Raw genomic sequence first — 6246 nt, forward strand, 5'->3', positions numbered from 1 at the left:
ATTCACTTCTCCAAACGACAAATACGATTTGTTTTAACAGATTCCAGAGCCCCCAGAATGACTTCCAAGGATTTCTTTCCTTCTTCTCCATTAATCAAAGGTTCTGCGTCTTGCAAAATAGCTTCCACAAAATGATCGATTACATGTGTTGTTGTCTGACCACCCTCATCATTGGATTGTATTCCTCCTAATTCATAGTTAACAACTTCACCATTTTTATATTGAACTACCAAGGAATATCTTGGATCATCTTCCAATCTCAGAATTGCTTTTTCTCCATATATTATCGTAGAGTTATCTTCTTCGGCCGTATATGCCCAGCTCGCTGCGAGTGTACCAATAACACCCTTTTCCGTTTTCAGGATTAATGTGGCATTATCATCAACATCCGTATTTTCTTTCGCACTTGTCTCCACAAATGCTCCAACCTCTACAAATTCCTCATCTAAGATATAGCGGAGCAGGTCTGCCTTGTGTACACCAAGGTCTCCCATTGCCCCAATAAATGCCTGATCCTTTTTAAAGAACCAGCTGTCTTCTCCATCGGCACTCCAGCCTTCCGGACCGCCATGTCCAAAGGTTGTTCGGAAGCTATAGATCCTTCCGGCCTCGCCCTGCTCGATTAACTTCCGAGCCCTTTGATGAGAGGAGACAAATCGCTGATTATGGCCAATCATCAACTTTTTATTATTCGCTTTCGCTGCACGAATCATATCCTCAGCCTCTTCCTTTGAAGTGGCCATCGGCTTTTCACATAGGACATGGCATCCTGCATTTAATGCCGCTATGCTGACTGGGGCATGGAGATAGTTAGGCAGGCAGACACTTACGGCATCAATATTCTCACTGTCCAGCAATGCTTCAAAGCTTGTATATGCTTTTGCATCATAGATTTCAGCTGCTTCCTGTGCTCTTGATTCTACAATATCGCAAACCGCTGCTATCTCCACTTCCGGGTTATTCGCATATTCTACTAAATGGCGATGTCTCGCAATACTTCCACATCCAATAACTGCTACTTTTAGTTTGGACATAAAAATTCCTCCCTTTATCTATCTATTTATCAGAAATATTCTCCAAAGGTTTTGCATTACCATAAACGTGGGCAGGTGTATTATCATTGTTCACCCATTTGACGGCATTTTTTATTACCTGCTGGACATCCTTGTTGTAGTATGTAGGATAGGTTTCATGTCCAGGCCGGAAATAGAAGATCTTGCCCTTGCCCCGTTTAAATGTAGCTCCGCTTCTAAAAACCTCTCCGCCTTCAAACCAGCTGACAAAGATTAATTCATCCGGAGTTGGAATATCAAAATGTTCCCCATACATCTCTTCCTGTTCCAGTTCAAAATATTGTCCAAGCCCTTCGGTTATCGGATGGGTCGGATCGATTGCCCAGAGCCTTTCCTTTTCTCCCGCTTCCCGCCATTTCAGATCGCATGAAGTCCCCATAAGGCTTTTGAAAATTTTCGAGAAGTGTCCTGAATGTAATACAATCAAGCCCATTCCGTCCAGAACGCGCTGCTTTACCTTTGCTACGACTTCATCCTGCACTTCATCGTGAGCTACATGCCCCCACCAGATCAAGACATCCGTTTCTTCAAGAACATCATCTGTTAATCCATGATGCTCTTCCTCTAATGTTGCTGTCTTTACTTGAATATCATCTTCCTGCAGGAATTCCGCTATCGCACCATGGATTCCTTTTGGATAGATCTGCGCAACAACGTTATTCGTTTTTTCGTGACGATTCTCATTCCATACCGTTACTTTCATGACAAAGCTCTCCTTTTTATGCAATTTTTAGGCAATCGTTTGCATGTTATGCTAAATTAAATTATCCAGTTCGTTCAGCTTCTTACTTAATGTCTGCGATGATTCTCTAATCTTAATGGCGGTCGGAATAATGACACTTCGTTTAAACATCTCCGGGTCATCAATCAGTTCAATCACACATCTTGATGCTTCATAACCCAGTTGATAGGTCTGCGTATCGATGGAAGTCATCGGCGGACTCGATAACTGCGAAACAATCGTATTATTGAACGTAATCAAACTCATATTCTCCGGAACTTGAATATGTCTATCTCTCAATTGCTTGATCACTACCAATGCATTTACATCCGTAGAAATAACCATTGCTGTTGGACGTTCTGGCAGATCCAACAATTTATCTATAACCGGCAAGCCATTCGATGTGCCATATTCAAAGTTTTGAATGTAGGCCTCATTTTCTTCAATGCCATAAGCTCTCAATGCTTCCCGATAGCCTGTAATTCTGTCCTGTATGACCTGAAATGCAGGATCCTCGCCTATAAAGCTTATATGCCGGTGGCCGTGTTCTATCAAATATTCAGTCGCTTCTCTCGCTGCCTGTATATTATCATTATCGACGTACATTATCCTGTTTGATTCGCTTACCGGCTTTCCGATTACTACAAATGGAATATTCTGTTTCAACAAATAAGGTACCACCTTATCGTCTTTCTTTGAGTAGAGAACAATCACACCATCGACCCGTTTCCCTTGCACCATTTTTACCACTTCATTATAAATGGATTCTTCCGATTCGCCAGTTGTCAATGATATGCTGTAGTCCTTCTTATTACAGTATGCACTGATTCCTTTCAATACCTCAGGAAAAAAGGGATTATGCAAGGAATGGCTGGCAGAATGCTTCATCACAATTCCAATCGTCTGGGTTGATTTCTGAACGAGAACACGGGCATTTAAATTGATATGGTAACCCATTTCCTCCATAATTTTACGTACTTTCCGTTTGGTTCTGTCACTTATCTTACTGCTGTCGGACAATACCCGGGACACCGTTGACGGTGATACGTTAGCACGTTTGGCTACATCTTTAATGGTTACTGACAATTATTTGCCCCCCTCTCGGCACCTGAGCAAGGAAGGTTGCTTCGTTAAACTATTATTTAACTGCCCCTTCTGTAACACCTTCGATAATATGTTTTTGTGCAAAAAAGTAGATAATGATTACCGGTATAATCGCTAGAGTCAATCCTGCCAGCGCTAAATGCCATTGCTTAGTATACTGCCCAAAGAAGAAAAACATCTTTAATGGAAGTGTCGCAGTATCCGAACTTAATACAAGGGATGGAAGCAAGTAGTCATTCCATATCCAAATAAGATTCAAAATCATAACGGTTACTGAGATTGGTTTTAACATTGGGAAGACAATTCTCCAGAACACCTGCCATTTATTTGCCCCATCAATCGTTGCTGCCTCATCAAGTGATATCGGTATACTTTTCATTGCACCATGGTAAAGGAAGATAGAAAGACTTGCTCCAAATCCCAGGTACATGAAGATCAGACCATAAATATTCAACATATTAACTTCCCCGAATAAAGAGACTAAGGGAATCATCACGGATTGAAATGGAATCAGCATCGCTGCAACAAAGAGCAGAAAGATAGCTCCGCTTAATTTGCTTTTATTTCTTGATAGCGAATATCCCGCCATCGATGAAAACAGGATAATGATTACCACACTGCCAAGTGATACAATGATGGAGTTGGTTAAGGAACTTAAGAAATTCAAATCAATGAACGCCTGCTGAAAGTTTTCGAAGGTCCAGCTTTCTGGAATACCGAGTATGTTGGAAAAAATACCATTCTTCGTTTTAAAAGAATTGACAATCATTAAATAAAACGGGGACAGCCATAAAAGGGCCAAAAGGATACCGAGAATCTCTATTATGAATTTATTTCTCCTTTTCTCCTTCATTATAAGTCTACCTCCCGTTTCTTATTGTAATATACTTGTGTCAATGCAACTGCTGCGACAAGAATGAAGAATATAACAGCCTTTGATTGCGCATAGGCCATATCAAAATCGCTAAATGCCGTATTATATATCTCCATTGCAAGCATCTGTGTAGAATTATATGGACCTCCATTGGTTAGTGCCAAGTTCTGGTCGTATAATTTAAATGCATTGGATAACGTTAGGAATAAACTGATTGTGAATGCAGGTGCAACGAGCGGAAATTTCACTTTCCAAAAGCGCTGGAATCCATTTGCCCCATCAATTTCAGCAGCCTCAATCAGCTCTTTAGGAACACTTTCCAAATAGGCAATATAGATAATCATAATATAGCCTGCATACTGCCACGTGTTGAGGATAACCAATCCCCAGAAGCCGGTTCCTGTTGTAGAAAGCCAGCCCTGCAGAGCCTCAATGCCTAACAAACTCCCCATTGCATCAAATCCGCTCACAAAGATGAACTGCCAAATAAATCCTAAAATCAGACCACCAATAAGATTTGGCATAAAGAATACCGTTCGAAGCAAGTTACTCGATTTCATTTTTTGTGTAACCAGCAATGCCAATCCCAGTCCAATAATATTTACCAGAATGATAGAAACAACCGCAAACATGATGGTAAATACAATTGCATCGAGAAACTCACCATCTTGGAAAGCCTCCAGATAATTGGCTAATCCGACGAATTCAGATGCCGTTAAACCATTCCAGTCTGTAAACGAAAAAATAAATCCATATATAAATGGAAAAAAGACAACAAGTGTCAACGCCAGCAAGGTTGGCGTAAGGAATAACCAAAATGACACACTCCTATTTTTCATCCGAGAGCACCTCCCATTTCATTCTCTATCTCGTAATTTAAAAATAAAAACAGCCAACAAAAGAAAATCGATTTATTTTGTTGGCTGTGATAACTTATTTTCATCTCTTACTGTCTGGACTTTTCCCATTGCTCTTTTGCATCATCGAGCACTTCCTGCCATTCCATATCACCGCTTAAATAGCGTTGGAAGTTAGATGCAAGGACATCTTCATTCCAGCCAACAGGAGTTGACATAAACGTCCATCCAATTGTCTTCGCATCGGAAGAGTAATCATATACTATTTTTGAAAGTGGATCTGCTATCTTATCTGAATCATAACCATCATATGCAGGTACAAATTTGAATTCATTCAAAACGAAATCCTTACCAGCATCGGAAGTATACATCCAATCAAGGAAATCCTTTGCAGCTTGCTGTTGTTCTTCACTAGCATTCTTGTTGACTACCCAATACTGCGGAACACCAACAGGCAAGTGATCACTCAATTCGCCTTCAAATGGCATTGGGATCATGCCGACATTATTTTCGGCAAATTCGGCATCCATTTGTTCAATTGTTGGGTATACCCAGTTACCTTGCTGAATCATGGCAACCTTGCCAAGTGAGAATAGCTGCTCCACTTGTTGGGAATAATCCAGGCTCAATACAGGCTGTACCGAATATTCATTTTGCAGATCAAGCATTTTCTGCATTTGATCACCATACTCAAAATCGATTGTTTCCGCTTCATAAGCAGTCATGATATCGGTGTCAAATTCCGGTGCGATATAGTTGTTTGCCAAGTGGTTACCCATTACCCATAATTCCTTAGCAGGCAATGCAAAAGCTGCTTCCAATCCAAGCTCTTCTTTTTGACTGTCAATCGTTTCCAAAGCCTCTTCAAGAGCAGCGAATGTTGTCAGCTCTTCAGCATTGATACCCGCTTTTTCAAAGACTTCCTTGTTATAGATCAAACCATAACCTTCCTGTGCGAAAGGAAGCCCCCATACTTTTCCATCTTCTTCAATACCATTCAAAGTTCCTTCAAGGGCCGTTGAAGCCGCCTCTGTATCAGACAAATCAGTTAAGTATTCTCGATACTCTTCCACCTCGGTCGGTCCGCCGATATTGAAGATAACAGGCTCTTTTCCAGAAGCCATCTGTGATTTCAAGGACGCAGCATAATCATTTCCGCCGCCTACAGTTTGTACGGACATCTGAACGTCAGGATTCTCTTCTTCATATAAACTAATGATTTCTTCAAACTGATCTTTGAATTCTACTTTAAATTGAAAGATATCCACAGGAATCTTACCATCGGCAGTTTCCCCTCCAGCTCCAGACTCAGAATTTGAAGTCGAACAACCCGCCGCGATTAAAATACCCGAAAGGACAATCGCCATAAAAATTTTTGAAAGGAACCTTTTGTTTCCCATCTTTTACCCCACCCCTATATTTTATTTTTCTCCCAAGATGAAATCGATTACACTTTTATTTGAATTTTCATTTTATAAGCGCTTTCAATTTCATTTCTTAAAAAATGGCGTATGAAAATAGATTCATAGCCACCAATGCAATCGTTGGGAAACCGTTTGCATGAATTAACTAAATACTATCATACAGAAATTGAAAGAGCAATAGATTTCATAATTT

General features: G+C 40.5%; 6 protein-coding genes. All 6 read right to left on the minus strand.

Annotation, left to right across the window (positions count from 1 at the left end):
* Positions 1-2 precede the first annotated feature (2 nt).
* The 6 genes from OMHG_RS01640 to OMHG_RS01665 all read right to left on the minus strand — a co-directional run bounded on the left by OMHG_RS01640 (position 3) and on the right by OMHG_RS01665 (position 6029).
* Positions 3-1034, minus strand: a complete 1032-nt coding sequence (locus OMHG_RS01640; protein WP_010647738.1) for a Gfo/Idh/MocA family protein — start codon at positions 1032-1034, stop codon at positions 3-5.
* A gap of 22 nt (positions 1035-1056) precedes the next feature.
* Entirely contained in the window at positions 1057-1776 is a 720-nt protein-coding gene (locus OMHG_RS01645; RefSeq protein ID WP_010647739.1) for a ThuA domain-containing protein, read from the minus strand.
* Between the two features lie 51 nt (positions 1777-1827).
* On the minus strand, positions 1828-2880 hold the full coding sequence (locus tag OMHG_RS01650) for a LacI family DNA-binding transcriptional regulator (protein WP_010647741.1): 1053 nt from the start codon (positions 2878-2880) through the stop codon (positions 1828-1830).
* A gap of 52 nt (positions 2881-2932) precedes the next feature.
* The gene (locus tag OMHG_RS01655) at positions 2933-3751 is read right to left on the minus strand and encodes a carbohydrate ABC transporter permease (RefSeq protein ID WP_010647743.1); all 819 of its coding nucleotides are present in this window, start codon (positions 3749-3751) and stop codon (positions 2933-2935) included.
* Positions 3751-4611 (minus strand): carbohydrate ABC transporter permease, encoded by an 861-nt coding sequence (locus OMHG_RS01660; protein WP_010647745.1) that lies wholly within the window; start codon positions 4609-4611, stop codon positions 3751-3753. Before OMHG_RS01660 ends, OMHG_RS01655 begins: the two co-directional genes overlap by 1 nt.
* Positions 4612-4718: 107 nt before the next feature.
* Positions 4719-6029 (minus strand): ABC transporter substrate-binding protein, encoded by a 1311-nt coding sequence (locus tag OMHG_RS01665; RefSeq protein ID WP_010647747.1) that lies wholly within the window; start codon positions 6027-6029, stop codon positions 4719-4721.
* Positions 6030-6246 lie beyond the last annotated feature (217 nt).

Origin of the sequence: Oceanobacillus massiliensis str. N'diop, assembly GCF_000285495.1 — a bacterium.
Taxonomy (GTDB): Bacteria; Bacillota; Bacilli; order Bacillales; family Amphibacillaceae; genus Oceanobacillus; species Oceanobacillus massiliensis.

Excerpts from the sequence above, each read along its gene's own strand:
- OMHG_RS01640 (WP_010647738.1), bottom strand. The coding sequence starts at position 1,034 with ATGTCCAAACTAAAAGTAGCAGTTATTGGATGTGGAAGTATTGCGAGA.
- OMHG_RS01645 (WP_010647739.1), bottom strand. The coding sequence starts at position 1,776 with ATGAAAGTAACGGTATGGAATGAGAATCGTCACGAAAAAACGAATAAC.
- OMHG_RS01655 (WP_010647743.1), bottom strand. The coding sequence starts at position 3,751 with ATGAAGGAGAAAAGGAGAAATAAATTCATAATAGAGATTCTCGGTATC.
- OMHG_RS01660 (WP_010647745.1), bottom strand. The coding sequence starts at position 4,611 with ATGAAAAATAGGAGTGTGTCATTTTGGTTATTCCTTACGCCAACCTTG.
- OMHG_RS01665 (WP_010647747.1), bottom strand. The coding sequence starts at position 6,029 with ATGGGAAACAAAAGGTTCCTTTCAAAAATTTTTATGGCGATTGTCCTT.